Origin of the sequence: Modicisalibacter tunisiensis, from assembly GCF_020148005.1 — a bacterium.
Lineage (GTDB): Bacteria > Pseudomonadota > Gammaproteobacteria > Pseudomonadales > Halomonadaceae > Modicisalibacter > Modicisalibacter tunisiensis.
Window position 1 is genome coordinate 2,079,632 of record NZ_JAGXFD010000001.1, and the last position, 19,682, is coordinate 2,099,313.

Sequence of the window (19,682 nt, forward strand, 5' to 3'; positions counted from 1 at the left end):
ATGATGACTGTCGAAACGCCACGACGCATACGGATTCTCGACCCGCGTCTGGCCAACCAGATCGCCGCCGGCGAGGTGGTCGAGCGGCCTGCCTCGGTGCTCAAGGAGCTGGTCGAGAACGCCATCGATGCGGGCAGTCGACGCATCGAGATCGAGCTCGAGGCCGGTGGCGCGCGGCTGATCAAGGTGCGCGACGATGGCGGCGGCATCGCCGAGGACGACCTGCCGCTGGCGCTGTCGCGGCATGCCACCAGCAAGATTCTCTCTCTCGAGGAGCTCGAGGGGGTGGCCAGCCTCGGCTTCCGCGGCGAGGCGCTGGCCTCGATCAGTTCGGTGGCGCGCCTCGAGCTGGTGTCCAACGTCACCGACGACCCGCGCGGCGGCTGGCGGGTGGTCGCCGAAGGGCGGCAGATGGAGCCGCGGGTGTCGCCGGCACCGCACCCCCGCGGCACCTCGGTGACGGTCCGCGACCTGTTCTTCAACACTCCCGCACGGCGCAAGTTCCTGCGTACCGAGAAGACCGAGTTCGGCCATCTCGAGGAGACGTTCCGGCGCCTGGCGCTGTCGCGCTACGACATCGGCTGGGTGCTGCGCCACAACCAGAAGACCGTGCATCAGCTGCGTCCCGCCGCCGACGGCGAGGCCGGCGAGCGGCGCGTGTCGGCGCTGCTGGGCGGCAAGTTCCTCGACAACGCCCTGCACCTGGATATCGAGGCCTCGGGCATGCGCCTGTGGGGCTGGGTCGGCCTGCCCACCCATTCGCGGGCCCAGGCCGATCAGCAGTACTTCTTCGTCAACGGCCGGGTGGTGCGCGACCGACTGGTGGCCCATGCCATTCGTCAGGCCTACCGGGACGTGCTCTTTCACGGCCGCCACCCGGTGTTCGTCCTCTACCTGGAGCTCGATCCCGCGGTGGTCGACGTCAACGTCCACCCCACCAAGCACGAAGTGCGCTTCCGTGACGGTCGCCTGGTGCACGACTTCCTGTTCTCGAGCCTGCACCGGGCGCTGGGCGAGGTGCGTCCCGAGACCGCCGGCGAGGAGGGCGAGCCGGCGACCGCCGACGACCCAGGCGCCGCCACGGCGCCGGCGGCCGATACCCGTGGACAGCCGGCCACCGAGCCGGCCTGGCGGCAGCAGCCCATGGCGCTGCGGGGCGCCGGCGAGCATGCCCGGGAGTCGCGCCCCGGGGCCGACCGGGTCCGCGAGTTCATGGCCGGCTACCGGGCGCTGCATCCCGACCACGAGGCGCAGCTGCTGACCCCGCAGGCCGAGCCGGAAGTGGGCGGGGCGGCGGCCGGCGTGGCGCTCGACGAGCGGCGTCAGGCCGCGGATGCCCGGCAGGCGCTGCCCGAGGACGACCCCACCGGAACGCCGCCGCTGGGCTACGCCGTCGCCCAGCTGCACGGCGTCTATATCCTCTCGCAGACCACCCGCGGGCTGGTGGTGGTGGACATGCACGCCGCCCACGAGCGGATCACCTACGAGCGCATGAAGACTCAGGTGCACGGCGGGGCCCTCGACGCCCAGCCGCTGCTGGTGCCGGTGTCGCTGGCGGTGAGTGCCAACGCGGTGGAAACCGCCGAGCAGTGCCACGAGGCCTTCCGGCGGCTGGGGGTGGAGCTCGACGTGGCCGGACCGGAAACCCTGCTGGTGCGCCAGGTGCCGGCCCTGCTGGCCCAGGCCGACGTCGAGCCGCTGGTCCGCGACATGCTCGGTGACCTGGAGCGCTACGGCCGCTCCGACCGTCTCGAGGCCCATATCAACGAGCTGCTGGCGACCATGGCCTGCCATGGCAGCGTGCGTGCCAACCGCCGGCTGACGGTCCCCGAGATGAATGCCCTGCTGCGCGACATGGAACGCACCGAACGCAGCGGCCAGTGCAACCACGGCCGGCCGACGTGGACCGAGATGTCGATGCACGATCTGGACAAGCTGTTCTTGCGGGGACAATGACACGCATGCATGAGCCACACCCGGCGGTGGAGCGCCGCCCGACGGATCGCCGCCCGACGGAGCGCCGCCCGACGATCCTGCTGCTGATGGGGCCCACCGCCTCCGGCAAGACCGACCTGGCGATGGCGCTGCGTGAATGCCTCGATGCCGAGCTGGTCAGCGTCGATTCGGCGATGGTCTATCGCGGCATGGACATCGGCACCGCCAAGCCCTCGGCCGAGGAGCTGGAACGTGCCCCGCACCGGCTGATCGACATCCGCGACCCGGCCGACCCCTATTCGGCCGCCGAGTTCCGCGACGACGCCCGCCAGGCCATCGACGAGATCCTCGCCGCCGGCCGACTGCCGCTGCTGGTCGGCGGCACCATGCTCTACTTCCGCAGCCTGCTCGGCGGGATGGGCGAGCTGCCCGCCGCCGATCCGGCGGTGCGTGCCGAACTGGAGGCCTGGGCGGCGCGCGACGGGCTCGGGGCGCTGCATGCCGAGCTGGCGCGCGTCGATGCCGAGTCGGCGACACGCATCCACCCCAACGACCCGCAGCGCCTGCTGCGGGCGCTCGAGGTCCAGCGCCTGAGCGGGCGGCCGATGAGCGCGCTGTGGCGCGAGCAGCAGGCCGAACCGCTGCCCTGGCGCGTGATCCCCATCGGCCTGGCGCCCGCCGACCGGGCGGTGCTGCACCGGCGCATCGCGGCGCGCTTCGAGGCGATGCTCGCGGCCGGGTTCCTCGACGAGGTGCGTGCGCTGAAATGTCGCGGCGACCTGCATGCCGATCTTCCGGCGATCAAGAGTGTCGGCTATCGTCAGGCCTGGATGTATCTCGACGGCCGGCTGAGCGCCGCGGAGCTGCATCACCGCGGGGTCGTGGCCACCCGCCAGCTGGCCAAGCGGCAGCTGACCTGGCTGCGCTCGTGGCCGGGGCTGCAGTGGATCGACGCCACGGCCGCCGACCCGCTCGGCGAGGCCTTGAAAATCGTGCGCCGGTGCAGCACTTAGCGTAGTATGGAGGCTTGTTCTGATGCTGGCGGCGTGCCCATCGTCAGACGCCGGCCCCGCGAGGCCAACCATTAAAATGACATCAACGAGAGACAGTTAGGGAGAGCAAAATGTCCAAAGGACAGTCCCTCCAGGATCCGTACCTGAACATCCTGCGCAAGGAGCGCATTCCGGTGTCCATCTTCCTGGTCAACGGCATCAAGCTGCAGGGCCAGATCGAATCCTTCGACCAGTTCGTCATCCTGCTGCGCAACACGGTCAGCCAGATGGTCTACAAGCATGCCATCTCTACCGTGGTGCCGTCGCGCAACGTACGCTTGCCGGCCCAGGATCCCAACGCGGCCCAGGAAAGCTGATCGCGAGGCATTGATTGTTTTTCGAACGTCCCGACGCCGGTGAAACGGCGGTACTCGTCCATATCGACTTCCAGGACGAACAGGAGCGCGAAGACCCGGGCGAGTTCCTGGAGCTGGTGCGTTCCGCGGGGGCCGAGCCGGCGACCCTCTTGCAGGGGAGCCGGCGGCGTCCCGACCCGCGTACCTTCATCGGCAGCGGCAAGGTGGAGGAGCTGCGCGAGCGGCTCGCGGTCCATCACGCCGAGCTGGTGATCTTCAACCATGGCCTGAGTCCCTCCCAGGAGCGCAACCTCGAGCGCGCCCTGAAGTGTCGCGTGCTCGATCGCACCGGCCTGATTCTGGATATCTTCGCCCAGCGCGCGCGGACCCACGAGGGCAAGCTGCAGGTCGAACTGGCCCAGCTGGAATACATGTCCACCCGCCTGGTGCGCGGCTGGACCCACCTCGAGCGCCAGAAGGGCGGCATCGGCCTGCGCGGGCCGGGCGAGACCCAGCTCGAGACCGACCGCCGCCTGCTGCGCGGTCGCATCAAGGCGATCCACAAGCGCCTGGACAAGGTGCGCAGCCAGCGCGAGCAGAACCGCCGTGCCCGCGCGCGTGCCGAGATTCCCAGTGTCTCGCTGGTGGGCTACACCAACGCCGGGAAGTCGACGCTGTTCAACGCCCTGACCGCCTCCGAGGTCTATGCCGCCGACCAGCTGTTCGCGACCCTGGACCCGACCCTGCGCCGGCTGGAGATTCCCGACGTGGGCCCGGTGGTGATGGCCGATACCGTGGGCTTCATCCGTCATCTGCCGCACAAGCTGGTCGAGGCCTTCCAGGCCACCCTTCAGGAGGCGGCCGAGGCGACGCTGCTGGTGCATGTCATCGACTGTGCCGATCCCGACCGCGAGCAGAACGTGGCCGAGGTCAACAAGGTGCTCGCCGAGATCGGCGCCGACCAGGTGCCCTGTCTGCGTGTCATGAACAAGGTCGATCTGTTCGACAGCGCGCCGCGCATCGAGCGCGACGGCCACGGCATGCCCGAGGAGGTCTGGCTGTCCGCCCGCGACGGTCAGGGCCTCGAGCTGTTCGCCCAGGCGCTGTCCGAACGCCTGGCCGAGGATCTGCTCGAGCTGGACCTGACGCTGGCGCCCGAACAGGGTAGGCTACGGGCGGGGCTGCACGCACTGGACGCGGTCCGGGAGGAGCGCTTCGACGAGCAGGGGCACACCCTGCTGTCGATTCGTCTGCCCCGGCGCGAGTTCCTGCAGCTGCTCGCCCGCCAGGGCGAGAACGCCGAGGATTACCTGCCACCGGAGGAGCTCGCGCCGCCGGCCTGGGCCGACGGCATCCGGGACTGATTCGATTGGGCGGCCGGAGCCGACCGACCATCGATGCCTATCGCAACCTTGCTTAGTGGAGACGACGTATGGCTTGGAACGAGCCAGGTGGGGGCGGCAATCAGCATGACCCCTGGAGCGGTGGCGGCCGACGCGGAGGCGGCGGCGGCAACGGCAATGGCGGCAACAACCAGGGGCCGCCCGACCTCGACGAGGCGCTGAAGAAGTTTCAGGACAAGCTCAACCGCATGCTCGGCGGTCGCGGCAAGCGCGGTGGCAGTGGCAGTGGCGGGGGGGGCGGCGGCAAGCGCAGCACCTTCGCCCTGCCGGGCCTGCTGGCGGTGGTCGCACTGGCGATCTGGGCGGCCTCCGGCTTCTATCTGGTCGACCAGTCCGAACGTGGCGTGGTGCTGCGCTTCGGCAAGTTCCAGGACGTGGTCAATCCCGGCCTGCACTGGAACGCGCCGATCGTCGATGACGTGCGCATGGTCAACGTGACCCGGGTCCGCTCGATCTCCCAGACCAAGTCGATGCTCACCAAGGACGAGAACATCGTCCAGGTCGAGATCTCCGCCCAGTACCAGGTAGCCAACCCGCGCGACTACCTCCTCAATGTGCGCACGCCGGAGCTGTCCATCGAGAACGCCCTCGATTCGGCGCTGCGTCACGTGGTCGGCGGCACCGAGATGGACGATATCCTGACCTCGGGCCGCGAGCTGCTGGCGGACACCGTCTCCAGCCGGCTGCAGTCGTATCTCAACAACTACGGCATCGGCGTGCGCATCCAGGCGATCAACGTCGAGTCCACCTCGGCGCCGGATGCCGTCCAGGATGCCTTCGACGACGTGATCAAGGCGCGCGAGGATCGTCAGCGCATGATCAACGACGCCATTGGCTATGCCAATGCCATCATCCCCGAGGCTCAGGGCCAGGCCCAGCGCATGATCGAGCAGGCCCAGGGCTATCGCGAATCGGTGGTGGCCAAGGCGCAGGGCCAGACCAACCGCTTCAACTCGCTGCTCGGCGAATACCGCCAGGCGCCGCAGGTCATGCGCGATCGCCTGTACCTGGACACCATGTCCGAGGTGCTCTCGAAGACCAGCAAGGTGCTGGTGGACATCGACAAGGGCAGTCCGCTGATGGTGCTGCCGCTGGACAAGCTGGGACTCGACGGCGGCAAGGCGGCATCGAGCGATGCCAAGGTCGATGTCTCGCCGTCGCTGCTCGAGCAGATGCGCAATGACGACACCGGCAGCCGTTCGAGCCGCAGCACCACCACGCAGTCGCAGGGTATCCGCAGGGAGGGCCGCTGATGATCAATAACCGTTCCCTGCTCATCGTCGCCGGCGTCGCCGTACTCGCCTGGGTGGGCAGCAACAGCCTCTACATCGTCGACGAGACCCAGCGGGCCATCAAGCTGCGCTTCGGCGAGATCGTCGAGGCCAACATCCAGCCGGGGCTGCATTTCAAGGTGCCGGTCACCAACACGGTGCGCACCTTCGACGCCCGGGTGCTGACGCTGGACACCGACACCAGCCGCTACCTGACGCTGGAGAAGAAGGCGGTGATCGTCGACTCCTACGTCAAGTGGAAGATTGTCGACCCGGCCCGCTACTATGAGGCGACCTCCGGCAACGAGCAGAGTGCCGAACGGCTGATTTCGCCGCGGGTCGACGAGGCGCTGCGCAACCAGTTCGGCAAGCTCGAGCTCCAGGAGATTATCGCCGAGAAGCGCGACCAGCTGATGTCGGAGCCCACCCACGAGCTTGACCAGATCATGCGCAAGGAGCTCGGGGTGGCGATCCTCGACATCCGTATCAAGCGCATCGACCTGCCCGACGAGGTGACCCAGGCGGTCTACGAGCGGATGCGTACCGAGCGCCACCGCGAGGCGCGCGAGTACCGCGCCCAGGGACAGGAGCAGGCCGAGAAGATCCGTGCCAATGCCGAGCGTCGCCGTCAGGTGTTGCTCGCCGAGGCACAGTCCAAGGCCGAGACGCTGCGCGGTCAGGGCGATGCCGAGGCGGCGTCGATCTACGCCAAGGCCTATCAGCAGGACACCGAGTTCTTCCGCTTCTATCGCAGCCTCAACGCCTACAAGGACAGCTTCGATGGCAAGCAGGACCTGCTGGTGCTCGATCCGAACAGCGACTTCTTCCGCTACCTGAACAGCCCGACCCCGTCCGGGGCCGGGCAGGCCGGCGGTTCCTGAGGCCGCGGCCGCCCCCCGGGGTACACCCGGGGGGCAAACATGGTAGAATCCATCAACCGGGCGTGGCCCGGTTTTTTTGTGGCCATTCATCTCTGGCAGGACAGGCAAATGACCATCGCAGATCGCTGGCTGCTACCTGACGGCATGGACGAAGTGCTCCCGCCGCAGGCGAGTCGCATGGAGGAGTTGCGCCGGGCGCTGCTCGACCTCTACCACCGCTGGGGCTATGACCTGGTGGTACCGCCTCCCGTCGAGTTCCTCGACTCGCTGCTGACCGGCACGGGCACCGACCTGGATCTGCAGACCTTCAAGCTCACCGATCAGCTCACCGGCCGCATGATGGGCGCCAGCGCCGACGTCACGCCCCAGGTGGCGCGCATGGACGCCCACTCCCTGAAGCGTCGCGGCCCCGCCCGGCTGTGCTACTGCAGCCATGTGCTGCGCGCCAAGGCGGACCCGTATCAGGGCGGGCGCAGTCCGGTGCAGGTCGGCGTCGAGCTGTTCGGCCACGCCGGGCTCGAGGCGGATCTGGAGATCCTGCGCCTGGCGCTGGACAGCCTGGCGACGGCCGGCGCCGACGAGGTGCACCTGGCACTGGGGCATATCGGCATCTATCGCGCCCTGGTGCAGGCGGCGGACCTGTCGCGCGAGGCCGAGGCGGCGCTGTTCGAGGCGATCGAGCGCAAGTCGCCCGCGGAAACCGAGGCGCTGGTCGCCGCCCAGATTCACGATGGCGCGGTCGCCCGCATGCTGCGGGCACTGCCGCAGCTGCACGGCGACGTCGAGATGCTCGGCGAGGCCCGCCGGGTCTTCGCCGAGTCGCCGGCGGCGGTCGGTGACGCCCTCGACCAGCTCGAGGCGCTGTGCCGGGGTGTCGCCGATGCGCATCCGGATGTCACCCTGTACCTGGACCTGGCCGACCTGCGCGGTTACCAGTACCACACCGGCATGATGTTCGCCGCCTACGTGCCCGGTTACGGCCAGGCCCTGGCCAAGGGTGGGCGCTACGACGACACCGGTCAGGCCTTCGGTCGGGCGCGGCCGGCCACCGGCTTCTCGATGGACCTCAAGCTGCTGGCTACGCTGGTCACCGACGAGCCGGCGGTGGACGGCATCTGGGCGCCGGCGGTGGCCATCGACGACGCCGCGGCGCGCAGCCGGCTCGATGCGGTGGTGACGCGCCTGCGGGCCGACGGCGAGCGCGTGGTGCGAGCCCTGCCGGGGCAGTCGACGGGGCCGGCCGAGCATCGCTGCAACCGGCAGCTGGTACGCATGGGCGACGACTGGCAGGTATCGCCCCTGGCGTGACGATGGCCGGGGAGGGCATCGCCACGCCACGGTCAGCGGATTCTTCGATCAAGAGACGAGAGTAATGGGCAAGAACGTAGTCGTACTAGGTACCCAATGGGGTGACGAGGGCAAGGGCAAGGTCGTCGACCTGCTCACCGAGTCGGCGTCCGCGGTGGTGCGTTTCCAGGGGGGGCACAACGCCGGCCACACCCTGGTCATCGACGGCGAGAAGACCGTCCTGCACCTGATCCCCTCGGGGATCCTGCGTGACGACAAGACCTGTGTGATCGGCAACGGGGTGGTGCTGTCCCCGGAGGCCCTGATCAGCGAGATTCGCGAGCTGGAGGCCAAGGGCGTGCCGGTCCGCGAGCGCCTGCGCCTGTCGCCGGCCTGCCCGCTGATCCTGTCGTATCACGTACGCCTCGACCAGGCCCGCGAGAAGGCGCGTGGCGTGGCCAAGATCGGCACCACCGGCCGCGGCATCGGCCCGGCCTACGAGGACAAGGTCGCGCGCCGTGGCCTGCGCCTGGGCGACCTGCTGCACCGCGAGCGCTTCGCCTCCAAGCTCGGCGAGGTGCTCGACTATCACAACTTCGTGCTGCAGCACTACCACGGTGAAGCCCCCGTCGACTTCCAGCAGGTGCTCGACGAGGCCATGACCATGGCCGAGGAGCTGCGGCCGATGGTCTGCGACACGGTGAGCCTGGTTCACGAGATCCGCAAGGCCGGCGACAACATCCTCTTCGAGGGCGCCCAGGGCTCGCTGCTCGACATCGACCACGGTACCTACCCGTACGTCACCAGCTCCAACACCACCGCCGGCGGCACGGCGACCGGTTCCGGTGTCGGCCCGCTGTACCTGGACTACGTGCTGGGCATCACCAAGGCCTACACCACCCGTGTGGGTTCCGGGCCGTTCCCCACCGAGCTGTTCGACGAGTTCGGCCGTCACCTGGCCGAGAAGGGCCACGAGTTCGGCGCCACCACCGGCCGGCCGCGCCGCTGCGGCTGGTTCGACACCGTGGCCCTGCGTCATGCCGTGCAGGTCAACTCGGTCTCCGGCATCTGCCTGACCAAGCTGGACGTGCTCGATGGCCTGGAGAACATCCGTGTCTGCGTGGGCTATCGCAGCAAGGATGGCGAGCACCTCGACACTCCGGTGGACTCCGAGGGCTACGAGGCGGTCGAGCCGATCTACCAGGACCTGCCGGGCTGGAGCGAGTCGACGCTGGGCATCAAGCGCGTCGAGGACCTGCCCGCCAACGCTAGGGCCTACATCAGCTTCCTCGAGGAGCAGACCGGCACGCCGATCGACATCATCTCCACCGGCCCGGATCGCAACGAGACCATCGTGCTGCGCAACCCGTTCTCCGACTGAACTGCTCGACGAACCACGCGCGAGTCATGAACCCGCCATCCTGCGATGGCGGGTTCTTTGTATTCCGGAGCCCGGCGTCGGTGTCAGTCGCTGCCGCCCGCACCGCGCCGTGAACGAATCAGGCTTGCCACGGTCGTGACCACCAGCGTCGTGACGATGATGGTCAGTGACAGCCAGATAGGCACTTCCGGCACTCCATGCAGCGGCTGCCCATCGTTGATGAAAATCAGCGTGTTTTCGTGCAGGGCGTCCAGAATCAGCTTGATCCCGATGAAGCCGAGAATCACCGACAGGCCCAGTCCCAGATAGACGAGGCGGTCGAGCAGGCCGCCGAGCAGGAAGTAGAGCTGCAGCAGGCCGAGCAGGGCGAAGGCGTTGGTGGTGAAGACGATGTAGGGTGCCTTGGTCAGCCCGTAGATGGCAGGGATCGAGTCCAGGGCAAACAGCAGGTCGGTGAAGCCCAGCGCCAGGACCGCGAAGAACAATGGCGTCACCACGGGCTTGTCCTCGACCCGGGCAAAGAGCCGATTTCCATGATACTCGCGAGTCGAGGGCAGGGTCTTGTGTGCCCAGCGCTCGAACCAGGTTTCGTGGTACTGGGGGGCGCCGCCCTGCGACTCGTCCTGGAAGCTCTCGCGGGCGAGCTTTGCTGCCGTGTAGAGCAGGAAGGCGCCAAACAGGTAGAACACCCAGCTGAACTGGGCGATGGCGGCGGCACCGAGGGCGATGAAGATACCGCGCATGACCAGGGCGATGGCGATGCCGATCAGCAATACCTTTTGCTGGTAGCGACGGGGTACCGAGAACTTGCTCATCAAGATGACAAACACGAAGAGGTTGTCGACCGACAGGCTCTTTTCGGTGATGAAACCGGCGAAGTACTCGGTGCCGTGCTGAGCGCCCCAGACGATCCACACACCACCGCCGAAGAGCAGGGCGATGGTGATGAAGAACAATGACCAGCCGGCCGCCTCCTTGAGCGTCGGTTCATGGGGCTTGCGGGCATGAAAGAGGAAGTCGAAGAAGAACAGGGCGATGATGCCGGCGATGGTCGCCAGCCAGACCCAGGTCGGGACGGACATGTCGAGAGTCTCCGTATCGATGCGATGACGTGATCGAAGGTCTCTTCCGTCTCATTCCGGCCGCCCTTTTCAGGGGCGAGCGGGGGGCGAGAAGGCAGCGCCGGGGTGGCGTCATGCCCGGCCCGTGTTGACGACGCTACCGATGCGATCTGCCATGTAGCGGCAGACCCATCAGGAATACTCCCCTTCCGTTGGTTCAGCGAGTTTGACGGTGGAGAAAGCGACAAGCAAGACGGCGAGTTCGCTTCAAGAGAAAAACCGGGGCCACACGGCCCCGGTAGGGAAAGGCCGGGTCAGCGCGGGGTGGGCGGGACCTTGCTGGCGGCCTGGGCGGCCTGGTCATTCTGCAGCAGGTCGCGCATGGTGCGCAGGGCGGCCTCGCCACGGCTCTCCAGGGTCTGGTCGAGCCACAGCAGGGCCTGATCCTGGTTGGCGTCTTCCAGCCCCTGCTGCCAGAGGTAGGCCTTGGCCAGCGCCAGCCGGGCCGTGGGGTGGCCCTGGCGCGCCGCGCGAAACAGGTATTCCGCGCCCTTGGCGGCATCCTTCTCGACGCCTTCGCCACGCAGATAGGCGCGTCCCAGGGCGGCCTGGGCGCCGGCGTGGCCCTGGTCCGCGGCCCGGGTCAGCAGCTTGATGCCCTTCTGTTCATCCTGGGTGAGGCCGTCGCGGCCATAGAGCAGCGCGCGCCCCAGGTTGGCCAGCGAGGAGAGGCTGCCGGCGTTGGCGGCGCGGGTCAGCCACTGCTTGGCCTCGGCCGGATCCTTGTCGACGCCGGTGCCGTTGAGGTATGCCTCGCCCAGCACCTGGGCGGCATAGGCGTTGCCCTGGCGCGCCGAGCGCTTGAGCAGGGCGATGCCCTTCTGCGGCTGGCGCGACACGCCCTTGCCCTGCAGGTAGGCCTGCCCCAGGGTCTGCATGGCACCCAGGTTGCCGCCGCGGATGGCCCGCTGGAGCAGCTGCACGCCCCGCTGCGGGTCGGCACTGACATGCTCGCCCCTGAGCAGCATGCCGCCGAGGTCGGCCATGGCGCCGGTGTGGCCGCGGGCGACGGCGGTCTTCAGGTAATCGAGCCCCTTGTCGACGTCCTTCGGGAAGGGGTTGCCCTTGATGTAGGCCCGTCCCAGGCTGGCGGCGGCACCGCCGTGGCCGGCGCGGCTGGCCTTGGACAGCCAGCGGTAGGCCTTCTGGACATCCATGGGCACGCCGTTGCTGCCATCGAGGTAGGCCCGCCCGAGGTCGGCCATTGCCGCGGGATCGCCGAGCCTGGCGGCGTGGATGATGGCGTCGATGTTGCCGGCGCCCTTGCCATGCTTGCGGTAGAGCCGGGCCAGTGCCAGTTCCGCGGAGTCATGCCCGGCATCGCGGGCTTTTTCCAGCCAGCGCTTGGCCTGACGAAAGTCCCGCGGTACGCCCGTGCCGTCGCGATAGGCGCGCCCCAGCACCACCATGGCGTAGTCGTCACCCTGGCTGGCGGCCCGGGTCAGCAGGGAAACCGCCTTCTCGCTCTGGCCGCGATCCGCCAGGGGCCCGTCGAGGTAGGCCTTGCCGAGCGCGGTCATGGCGGTGGTGTCACCGGCCACGACGGCCTTGCGCAGCCAGCGTTCGGCGGCGTCGGGGTTGGCGGGCAGGGTCTGGCCTTCCAGATAGGCCTCGCCGAGCAGACGGGCGGCGTAGTCCTGCCCCTGCTGTGCCGCCTGCTTCAGCAGCGATTCGGCCTTCCGGGCATCCGGTGCGACGCCGATGCCCTTGAGATAGGCCTCGCCGAGTTGCGCGGTGGCGTAGCTGCTGCCGGCCTGCTGGCCGCGCTTCAGGTAGTCGATCGCCTTGCCGGGCTGGGCCGGGAAGTCCTCCTTGCCGTTCAGGTACAGGTCCCCCAGTACGGCCAGTGCCAGCGGGTCATTCTTCTGCGCGGCACCCTGCAGCAACTGGATGCCCTGTCGGCGCGCCGGGGGGAGAACGTCACCGGCGATGTAGGCGCGCCCCAGGGTGACGGTGGCGTTGGTCGAGCCCTGATCGGCGGCCTTCGCCAGCCAGGACTCGGCCTCCTTGGGACGGGGCGTGACCGCCTTGCCGTCGAGCAGCGCCGAGCCCAGGTGGTACATGGACTCGACATCGCCGGCCTTGGCGGCCTGCTCGAGCATGGCCAGGCCACGCTGAGTCTCGCCCTGCTCGAGCAGGGCCTCGCCGACCTTGCCCAGTGCATCCGGGTCGCCCGAGTCGGCGGCCTTCATCAGCCAGCGGCGCTGCTCCTCGGGCCGGTAGCCGAGCAGGCCGTCCCGGGCATAGAGGCTGGCCAGGTCGGTCATCGCGCCGACATCGCCCTTCTGGGCCAGGGCCCTGGCATACTCGGCATAGCGCTGGGCGTAACCCTTGGCCTTGGCCGGGGCGGCCTGATACCAGCCGCCGGGCCGGTAGGCGTCGGCCAGCTCGCGCAGGGCGCTGCCGTCGCCGGCCTCGACGGCCTTCTGGTAGAGCGCGACCGCACGCTGGGGGTTGCGCTTGATCCCTTCGCCCCGCGCCAGCATGCCGGCGAGCTTGGCGGCGGCCTGGTCGGCCTCGCCGGCTTCGATGGCCTGGCGATAGAGGTAGAAGGCCAGGGTGGGGTTGCGCTCGACACCGTCACCGTCGAGGTAGAGATCCCCCAGCTTCACGGAGGCATTGCCCAGCGACGAATTGGGCCGGTGCAGGGCCTTGGCGTAGTACTTGGCGGCCAGTGCCGGATCCCGGGGCACGCCCTGGCCCTTGTCGTAGAGCTTGCCCAGGTCGTAGTAGGCAGGCAGCATGCCCTCGCGTCCCAGGGCCTTGAAGCTGGCGATGGCCTTCTCGTACTGGCCCTTTTCGGCGGCCTGGCGGGCGAAGTCCATGCGTCCCCAGTCCATGCCGCCCATGTCGACGGGGCGGCCGCCGTCGAACCAGTCGACGTAGGCGGCCGGCACCGGTGGTACCGCAGCGTCGCGCTGTACCTCGTGCGTGGCGCAGCCGGCCATCGCGAGCAGCAGCGGCGATACGCGCATCAGGTGCCGCCATGGGCTGGCCCGGCGATCTCGGCGAAGCGGATGTCCAAGCATGTCAGATTCCTCCGTGATTATGGGCGTCGCGAGTTCGTCGGGACGTCATTCCTGGTCCCGGGACGCCCGGGCCCGGCGCTTCTGGGCGGCGGTGAACGCTTGTTGCTGGGCCGCGGGATCCATGAAGTACAGGGTCACGTAGCCGCCGGCGCCACGGTTTTCGATCGGGCGCATGGTGCGCAGAAACGGCTCCAGGCGCGGCTCGTCGAAGTGGCTGAGGTAAATCTCCATCCAGGCCAGGTACTGGTCGTCCTTCAGGAAGCCCTTGTACTGCTCGTGAGGCGCCAGATCGCCGAGCGCGTCGGGATCCTCGAGGATATCGATGGCGAAGTTCACGGCATCCTTGATGGTGTGGCCATCGACCTCGAGGTTGAAGACGTCGTAGCCCTGCCGCGAGACGATCTGCAGATTGGGGATCAGGTAGAGCAGGGCATAGTTCTGATAGTGGCTGGCGCGCCGGCCGCGCTTCATCTCCAGCGGCAGGGCGCCTTCCTTGGTCAGGTCATGCAGGGCCGAATAGATGGCGCTGACGCCGAAGCGAAACAGCTCGTCGTCGTCGGTCAGCACGCCGACCATCGAGGCATACAGGGCGCGTCGATAGAAGTGGTTGTTGCAGCAGCTGTTGTTGGGCTGACCGGGAATCGCCTTGTGCTTGTAGGCCAGGTCCTTGAGCCATTGGTCCACGCGCTGTTTTTCCGCGTCCATCCCCTTCACCGCCGGACGCACCACGGAGTAGGCCTCGGCCGCCGAGAAGATCATCGACTCGGTCGAGAACCAGGCCTGGGGCTGGGACGACTCGTAGTAGAAGTTCAGCAGGGCGTCGTGACGCGCCCACTTGTCGAGAAAGCGGATCATGCACCGGCCATAGTAGACGTCACCGCTGGTGACGTAGGCCCCGGCCAGCTTGGCCACGGCCTTCTCGAACTGGAACAGCGGCCCCGAAATCTTCCGCCAGGCCTTGGGGCTGGGATAGAAGCCGGGGATGCGGATCTTGGTATCCAGCGGGGGAATGGCCAGCAGCTGCTGGCAGCTGGGCCCGGTGGAGAGCTCCTCCACCTGGGTCAGCAGCATGGGGTTTTCGGTCTGCTGCAGCAGCTTCATGCGCGCCGGGACGTCGAAATAGGAGGCGTTGGGATCATTGACCGTGTACTTCGACAGGTCGAGCTGGTTGCGCTCCTTGATCGACATGCCCATGGCGGGCAGGGCCAGGGCCGCGATCAGCAGGGCAGCGAGCGCCTGGCCGATGGCGCGGCGCAACCCGATGCCCGAGAGGATTCCGGTAATGTTGGTCATGGCGACTCGTTCACGTGCAGTGGGCGGTCAGACGCCGGCCGGTCACGGCCGGTCGGCGTAGAAACGAAAGTCGGCGAAGTCGACGTGCTGGTCCTTCGGGGTGCGCCAGCTCTTGCCGTGCCCGCCGAAGAAGGTCGAGAACATCAGGCCGTCGGCGTAGACCGTCGGCAACTTGCGGTAGACGATGCCGCGCTGCTCAAGAATCGGCCGGCCGTCGACCCAGACGCGGGCGATGCCGTTGCGACGCTGCGGGTCGTTGAGCACGATTTCCTGCTCGATGGTGACCCACTTCCCGGTGGGGAAGTGCCAGAGACCGCGCCCCACGGACTTGCCGTATTGCTTCTTCTTGTTGACCACGTATTCATAGAGCTCGCCCTTGCCGTCGCGACGCCACATGAAGCGCATGGAGTAGCCGTCACCGGTGACGGCATCGCCGCCGCTGGGCGCGTCTCCCCCGTAGAGGCCGGGCAGCTTGCCGCCCTTGACGAAGTTGAAGCCCTCGGGAAAGCGAACCCGGTAGCTCAGGCAGGCCCGCTCGGCACCATGCAGTGCGGGAATGGTGGCGTAGAAGCCGGCGCCCCCTTCCGCCTGGTCGCCGGGCGAGGAGGTGCCCGCGGGATAGGCGATGCGCATGCCGGTTTCGCCGATGCCGGTCTGGGCGGGAGAGAGAATGGTCACGTTCTTGTCGGTGGCCCAGTCGTCGTGGGTGCCGAAGGCCTGACGAATGGCTTCCTGGGTGTCGGCCAGCTGCGGCGGCGCGGGGTCGGCGACCTCGGTGTAGCGCTCGGAGCAGGGCGACAGCTGCGGGATCGGCAGGTCGGATTTGCCGGCCACGGCCTGGACCGCGAAGATGCTCAGGGATAGGCCGAGCGCCAGGCTCAGGCCGGTACGTTGCCGAGGATGGAATGCGGTCTTGCTGCTGTGATGTTCCAGCATGAGAGGCTCTCCTGGCCCGGGCGCGCCGTGGCGGTGGCCCGGGCGTTGGCAATGGCTCGATTCAGCTCGATGTCTGTGTGGCGGGCTGGCCGTTGGCGACGCTGCCGACCGGCTTGCCGGTCTCGGCGTCGTCGCCCGAACCGGTCACCGCGGCGAACAGGTCGGCGAATTCCTGGTATACCGCGCGGCCGCCCTGCCAGATCCATTCCACTGTGGTGTCGATCACCGGGGCCTCGCTGAAGCGTACGTCCACGGGCACCCCCACGGCGCTGGCCGGCAGCGGCGACTCCGGCACCAACAGCACGCTGGCGACGTTCTGCTGCTGGCGCACCCACTTCGGGAAGCCGGCGCGCGGCTGGCGCTCGACGTCCAGCGAGACGCTGCGCACCTGGGCGGCGATCGGCTCGGAGGCGTTGGGCAGGGCGATGTAGGCGCGCTGGTGCGGCTCGATGCGGTCGATGTCGTCCATGTGCACCAGGGCTTCCACCATGACGTCGTTCTCACCGGTCTGGATGAGCGTCATGATGCGTTCGCTCTGGTTGATGAAGGTCTCGCCGGCGCTGCTGCGGGCCCAGGCGACGAGACAGTTGCAAGGGCTGTAGATGGTGTTTTCCGACGCGCGCGCCTCGAGCGCATCGATACGCGAACGCTGGTAGTCGTTGGCAGTCTCGAACTGCTTCATGCGCACCCGCGCGACTTCCGGCGGCACGCTCTCGAAGTTGGTCGGCGTGCCGCTGGCGCCGCTGTCGCCGGACGGGATGTAGACCTCCTTGGTACCGGGCGCCTCGATGCGCTCCTTGAGGTTCTTGATCAGTTGGCTGTTGTAGTTCAGCGAGGCCTTGGCCAGGATCAGGTCGGTCTTGAGCTCGCTGTTCTTGACGCGGACCAGCTCCTGGTCGCGTTCGACACGGTCGCCGGCATGAAAACCGTGCTCGGCGAGAATGCCCGAGCCGGGCGCACGGATGTCGATGCGCGGGGCCGTCACCGCGGCGAAATCAGGCTCGATGAGCATGAAATTGCGGTAGGCGGTGGCGGCGACCACCGCCAGCAGGGTGAAGGCAGCCAGCGCCAGCGCGGCGTAGCGGCCCCAGGGGCGGCGTGTCTTGCTCTGCGCCTGGGGAGCGGTGGCAGCGGTCCGGCGCTTGCGGGGCGTCTGCGGGTCCTCGCTGCTGACCAGGCCTTCCACCGTGGCGTGGTTGCCGCTCAGGTAGGCGCGAATGATCCGCCGCAGCAGCTCCCGGTGGCGCCGTTCGATGCGGGCGATCTCGAAGGCTACCTCGTGCTGGCGGCCGCCGCGCTCGCCATGGTCGCGCAGCACCTTGGCATCGACGGGCACGATCAGTTCGGCGGTGCCGGCCGAGAGCAGCAGCGAGACCGAGATCACCTGATCGGCCTGCATCGGGGTGTCGCTGTAGACCGAGAAGCCGCCCATGGAGAGGTCATGGCCGACCAGGGTCGTGCCGTCGGCGAAGCGTACCTCGAAGGGCACGTCGACGCGCACGTGGCGGCGCTCGTCACGGCGTTCGTGATGGAGCTGGTCGCCGGTGGCGGGGCGCGAGGCATCGTCGCGTCGCTCGTCGCGCGGGCGACCGGCGAGGGTCGGTTCGGTCCGGCCCGGGTCGTGATTGTCGTCGTGGCTCATTCGGGGATCCTCCTTGTCCTGTAGATCCATGTCCGGTTACTGGCGGCGCTCGGGAGAGGCGCGACGGACGTCCATATCGTCGAGGGTGACCGTGCCGGAGGCGGTGTCCAGGCGGCAGGGGTTGTCGCTGCGGCAGGTCAGTGTCCGGGTCTCGCTCAGGGTGTTGCCCTGGGCATCGTGAAGGCGGCCGGCCAGGCTGGTGTTGACATACCAGGTGGTGGGCCGTTTGCCGCCGTGGCCGCGGAAGGTCCGGGCGCGCACGTCGCCGACCTCGAAGAGCTTTTCGGTAAAGCGCTTGCCGACCCGCATGTTGCCCGCCGGCAGCTGTACGGTGCCGCCTTCGGGGGCGTCGGCCAGGGCCAGGGCAAGCCAGTAGCCGTCGTCGCGTTCGGGCCCGGGGCCGTCATCGGTCAGCATGGCACTCTGATTCTCGAGCACGGCGAAGGCCACGCGATCGGGCGGTGCCACCACGCCGACCACCAGAGCCAGGGTGAGGATCAGCGAGCCGACATACACGGCATGCATGAAATGCCCCATGCGGCGTTGGCGACGGGCCGCCTTGGGGTCATTGGGCTCGCCTGCCGAGATCCCCTGGCGCGACCAGGACTGGCGGTTGAAACGGAAGCTGACGTAGGTCTTCAGCAGGGCGCCGCCCACCTGGTTGTAATACAGCATGGGAATCCACAGCAGGCTGAACCGGCCGTGCTGCAGGGCCAGCACGGTAGCGGTGACACTGCGCGTGAAGAGGATCCACAGCAGATAGGCGAAGATGAACGAGGGGCGCACGAACAGCGTCAGCATGATCGCCACCGAGGGGCCGATCAGTGTGGTCCACATCGACAGGCGCTGGTCGACCAGGCTCCACCAGGTGAACAGCCCCATGGTCTTGGGGCCCAGCGCAATGGCGCGTCCGCTGGTGCGCAGCATGTTGCCGTACCAGCGCTTCATCAGGTCGAGACTCGACGCGAAGAAGCGGTCCTTGTCGGGCAGCTCCTCGAATCCGGAGACATAGACGTCCGGAATGTAGAGCATCTTCCAGCCGTTCTTGAGCAGCCAGAACCAGGTCGACTTGTCGTCCCCGGAGAGGAACTTGAAGTTGCCGAAGCGCCAGTGCTCGATATGGTCGTTCTCGACCAGCTCGATGAAGCCCGGTTCGGTGGCCAGCTCGGCACGGAAAGCGCTGTAGCGGCCGGTCAGCACCAGCAGGCGCTCGGAAACCGACATCGAGCTCATCACCAGGTGACGCTGGGCATAGCGCAGGTCATACCATTCCTTGGTGACGTCGCCGCCGTTGACGATGGCACTGTTGTTGGTGGTCAGCGCGCCCAGATCGTCCTTGGCGAAGAAGAATGACAGCGAGCGGGCGAGGGTACCGGGCTCGATGCGGATATCGCCGTCCATGGAGACCAGCAGCGAGCGATGGCTGGGCATGCGCCGCGAGATGGCGCGCAGCACTTCGGCCATCGCCGAGCGCTTGCCGTCGCCCTTCTGGAACATGTAGGTGATCTCGACGTTGGCGGGCCAGCCGTTTTCCGCCATGACGTGATCAATCACGTCGACGTCACTGCGATCGGAGATTGCCGCGAAGATGGTGGTGGGCACGCCGTAGTCGGCAGCGTCGCGGATCAGTGAATCATAGACGGCGAAGCTGACCTCGGGCTCGATGCGAAACGAGGTACACAGCACATACAGGGCATCGGGCTTTTCGCGGGCGTCGGCGGCGTCGGCCTGCCGGCGCAGTCGAGGAAACACGCGGCGGTTGTACCACACGGAACGGATCGCGATGGTAAACCACCAAGAATAACGCCAGGCGCCGATGACCCCGATGGCGAGAATGAAGCTCTTGGAGCTGGGCGAGAAGACTTCCGGCGGCAGCTCGAAGACGAGAACGACGATCAGCGACAGCAGGAACAGCAGCGTCGTCAGCTCCGTGATCCGGCTGGCACGTGAGCCGCCGGTAAGCTCGTTCAGCGACATGACGAACCTTCCTCATCGAACGGTGGCGCGACGCGAGATGCCTGATGGTCTCGCGCGGCCCCGTTGTCTGATGGGGCGCCGCCGTGGCGGCGCCGTGACAACATGTGATCATCCGCGGTGGGTTGCCGGCCGGTTAGGCCGGCAAGCGCGGGAAGACCGGGAGCGGCGGGCCACGCCA

General features: G+C 67.8%; 14 protein-coding genes. 8 read left to right on the forward strand and 6 right to left on the reverse strand.

Features of this window, described 5'->3' with window-relative positions:
- Nucleotides 1–3: 3 nt before the first annotated feature.
- From mutL to KGQ91_RS09690, 8 genes are all read left to right on the forward strand, one after another.
- Complete coding sequence (gene mutL, locus KGQ91_RS09655) at nt 4–1,956, forward strand: DNA mismatch repair endonuclease MutL (protein WP_377173041.1); 1,953 nt, start codon at nt 4–6, stop codon at nt 1,954–1,956.
- A 5-nt stretch (nt 1,957–1,961) separates the two neighbouring features.
- Nucleotides 1,962–2,948, forward strand: coding sequence for a tRNA (adenosine(37)-N6)-dimethylallyltransferase MiaA (miaA, locus tag KGQ91_RS09660; RefSeq protein ID WP_224420897.1), 987 nt, complete (start codon nt 1,962–1,964; stop codon nt 2,946–2,948).
- A 110-nt stretch (nt 2,949–3,058) separates the two neighbouring features.
- The gene (hfq, locus tag KGQ91_RS09665; RefSeq protein WP_129141100.1) at nt 3,059–3,304 is read left to right on the forward strand and encodes an RNA chaperone Hfq; all 246 of its coding nucleotides are present in this window, start codon (nt 3,059–3,061) and stop codon (nt 3,302–3,304) included.
- Between the two features lie 14 nt (nt 3,305–3,318).
- Nucleotides 3,319–4,647 (forward strand): ribosome rescue GTPase HflX, encoded by a 1,329-nt coding sequence (hflX, locus tag KGQ91_RS09670; protein ID WP_224415303.1) that lies wholly within the window; start codon nt 3,319–3,321, stop codon nt 4,645–4,647.
- A gap of 68 nt (nt 4,648–4,715) precedes the next feature.
- Entirely contained in the window at nt 4,716–5,939 is a 1,224-nt protein-coding gene (gene hflK / locus KGQ91_RS09675; protein ID WP_224420898.1) for an FtsH protease activity modulator HflK, read from the forward strand.
- Nucleotides 5,939–6,838, forward strand: coding sequence for a protease modulator HflC (gene hflC, locus KGQ91_RS09680; RefSeq protein WP_163647514.1), 900 nt, complete (start codon nt 5,939–5,941; stop codon nt 6,836–6,838). Before hflK ends, hflC begins: the two co-directional genes overlap by 1 nt.
- Nucleotides 6,839–6,946: 108 nt before the next feature.
- Nucleotides 6,947–8,146, forward strand: a complete 1,200-nt coding sequence (locus tag KGQ91_RS09685; RefSeq protein WP_224420899.1) for an ATP phosphoribosyltransferase regulatory subunit — start codon at nt 6,947–6,949, stop codon at nt 8,144–8,146.
- 64 nt (nt 8,147–8,210) lie between these two features.
- Nucleotides 8,211–9,506: an adenylosuccinate synthase gene (locus KGQ91_RS09690; RefSeq protein WP_224420900.1), complete on the forward strand. Its 1,296-nt coding sequence runs from the start codon at nt 8,211–8,213 to the stop codon at nt 9,504–9,506.
- An 83-nt stretch (nt 9,507–9,589) separates the two neighbouring features.
- Here KGQ91_RS09690 and KGQ91_RS09695 read toward each other — a convergent pair whose 3' ends face one another.
- The 6 genes from KGQ91_RS09695 to KGQ91_RS09720 all read right to left on the reverse strand — a co-directional run bounded on the left by KGQ91_RS09695 (nt 9,590) and on the right by KGQ91_RS09720 (nt 19,504).
- The gene (locus KGQ91_RS09695; protein WP_224415298.1) at nt 9,590–10,588 is read right to left on the reverse strand and encodes a TerC/Alx family metal homeostasis membrane protein; all 999 of its coding nucleotides are present in this window, start codon (nt 10,586–10,588) and stop codon (nt 9,590–9,592) included.
- A gap of 293 nt (nt 10,589–10,881) precedes the next feature.
- Complete coding sequence (locus KGQ91_RS09700) at nt 10,882–13,602, reverse strand: tetratricopeptide repeat protein (protein WP_224420901.1); 2,721 nt, start codon at nt 13,600–13,602, stop codon at nt 10,882–10,884.
- Between the two features lie 99 nt (nt 13,603–13,701).
- Nucleotides 13,702–14,949, reverse strand: coding sequence for an alginate lyase family protein (locus tag KGQ91_RS09705; RefSeq protein WP_224420902.1), 1,248 nt, complete (start codon nt 14,947–14,949; stop codon nt 13,702–13,704).
- 42 nt (nt 14,950–14,991) lie between these two features.
- Nucleotides 14,992–15,885 carry a polysaccharide lyase gene (locus KGQ91_RS09710; RefSeq protein ID WP_224420903.1) on the reverse strand — a complete coding sequence of 298 codons (894 nt, stop codon included), beginning with the start codon at nt 15,883–15,885 and terminating at the stop codon, nt 14,992–14,994.
- A gap of 61 nt (nt 15,886–15,946) precedes the next feature.
- A complete protein-coding gene (locus KGQ91_RS09715; RefSeq protein ID WP_224420904.1) occupies nt 15,947–17,527 on the reverse strand; it encodes a PilZ domain-containing protein in 1,581 nt (526 codons plus the stop codon).
- A 36-nt stretch (nt 17,528–17,563) separates the two neighbouring features.
- Nucleotides 17,564–19,504, reverse strand: a complete 1,941-nt coding sequence (locus tag KGQ91_RS09720) for a glycosyltransferase (protein WP_224420905.1) — start codon at nt 19,502–19,504, stop codon at nt 17,564–17,566.
- Nucleotides 19,505–19,682 lie beyond the last annotated feature (178 nt).

Excerpts from the sequence above, each read along its gene's own strand:
- mutL (WP_377173041.1), top strand. The coding sequence starts at position 4 with ATGACTGTCGAAACGCCACGACGCATACGGATTCTCGACCCGCGTCTG.
- miaA (WP_224420897.1), top strand. The coding sequence starts at position 1,962 with ATGCATGAGCCACACCCGGCGGTGGAGCGCCGCCCGACGGATCGCCGC.
- hfq (WP_129141100.1), top strand. The coding sequence starts at position 3,059 with ATGTCCAAAGGACAGTCCCTCCAGGATCCGTACCTGAACATCCTGCGC.
- hflK (WP_224420898.1), top strand. The coding sequence starts at position 4,716 with ATGGCTTGGAACGAGCCAGGTGGGGGCGGCAATCAGCATGACCCCTGG.
- hflC (WP_163647514.1), top strand. The coding sequence starts at position 5,939 with ATGATCAATAACCGTTCCCTGCTCATCGTCGCCGGCGTCGCCGTACTC.
- KGQ91_RS09685 (WP_224420899.1), top strand. The coding sequence starts at position 6,947 with ATGACCATCGCAGATCGCTGGCTGCTACCTGACGGCATGGACGAAGTG.
- KGQ91_RS09690 (WP_224420900.1), top strand. The coding sequence starts at position 8,211 with ATGGGCAAGAACGTAGTCGTACTAGGTACCCAATGGGGTGACGAGGGC.
- KGQ91_RS09695 (WP_224415298.1), bottom strand. The coding sequence starts at position 10,588 with ATGTCCGTCCCGACCTGGGTCTGGCTGGCGACCATCGCCGGCATCATC.
- KGQ91_RS09700 (WP_224420901.1), bottom strand. The coding sequence starts at position 13,602 with ATGCGCGTATCGCCGCTGCTGCTCGCGATGGCCGGCTGCGCCACGCAC.
- KGQ91_RS09705 (WP_224420902.1), bottom strand. The coding sequence starts at position 14,949 with ATGACCAACATTACCGGAATCCTCTCGGGCATCGGGTTGCGCCGCGCC.
- KGQ91_RS09710 (WP_224420903.1), bottom strand. The coding sequence starts at position 15,885 with ATGCTGGAACATCACAGCAGCAAGACCGCATTCCATCCTCGGCAACGT.
- KGQ91_RS09715 (WP_224420904.1), bottom strand. The coding sequence starts at position 17,527 with ATGAGCCACGACGACAATCACGACCCGGGCCGGACCGAACCGACCCTC.
- KGQ91_RS09720 (WP_224420905.1), bottom strand. The coding sequence starts at position 19,504 with ATGTCGCTGAACGAGCTTACCGGCGGCTCACGTGCCAGCCGGATCACG.